Here is a 974-nt window from a genome sequence, read left to right on the forward strand (position 1 = left end):
CCCCATCAGCCGGTGAACCAGCCGAGAACACCGCTTCCGTAGCTTGTGGCTTTGCTTGAGCACCAGCCGCTGCCACCCCTCCTGGGCCACATAACCCTGCCAGGGCGTCAGGCCCAGATACCGGTAAAACTCCGCCTGATAGGCCTGGTTGAACCGGTACGAAGTGTAGATGGGCTTGGTGCCAATGAAGTGGATCAGATACGGATGGGCCTCGTCCGAAGGGGCATAGCAGTTCCAGCGCCGGTCCAGGGGCTGCCACCGGTTGGCCAGCACCACATTCAGCCCATACTGGTCAGGAAACACCGCATAGTTAACATGCTCCTCAATGCAGCGGAGGATCTGCTGGGTGAGCCCCTCCTGACGCCATCGGATGGGATCGATCACCAGCAGACCCGAGTTGAACACTTTGGTCTCCGGGGCCAGGCCCAGGGCCGTATAGTTAGCATAGCCCCCCCAGGAACTGCTGACCGTTTCGGCCCGGTCCAGCACCGCCCCCAGGGGGTGGTGGCCCAGCTCCAGGGTCCACAGGGGGGTGATGTCCCGCTGAGCAATCATGTCCACATCCAGGTAAACCACCCGGGTAAGGTGGGGGGGGATGAAGTAGGGGATGAACAAGCGCACAAACACATTGAGGGGGAAGCCCGAGCGGTCCCGGGGCAGGACGATGTTGGGGGGCAGGGCCTGCTGGAGGCTCAGCCAGTGGACGGTGAAGACGGCCGGGTTGATGGCCTGTCGGAGTTTGGCGCGGGTAGGGGGTCGGAGCTGGTCATCGACCAGGTAGAGCTCGAAGTGGGCGGAGGTGGTGAGGTTGACTTCGATGGATTTGAGCAGGGCGGCCAGCAGGAGGGCAAAGGCCTCATCGCAGATGGTGACCAGGGGGAGGTGTTGGCGGGTTGGCATGGCAAGAGAAGTGGTCGTATTTTGTATCCCAGACTCTAGCTGTCCCCCTAAGTCACCTAAGATTTACTAGACGG

General features: G+C 61.6%; 1 protein-coding gene. It reads right to left on the minus strand.

The window, feature by feature from the left end:
• Nucleotides 1–900: glycosyltransferase family 8 protein (locus tag ACYVEA_RS34545; RefSeq protein WP_461117909.1), on the minus strand; the 900-nt coding region annotated here is incomplete at its 3' end.
• Nucleotides 901–974: the final 74 nt, after the last annotated feature.

It is taken from the genome of Spirosoma jeollabukense (assembly GCF_054777855.1).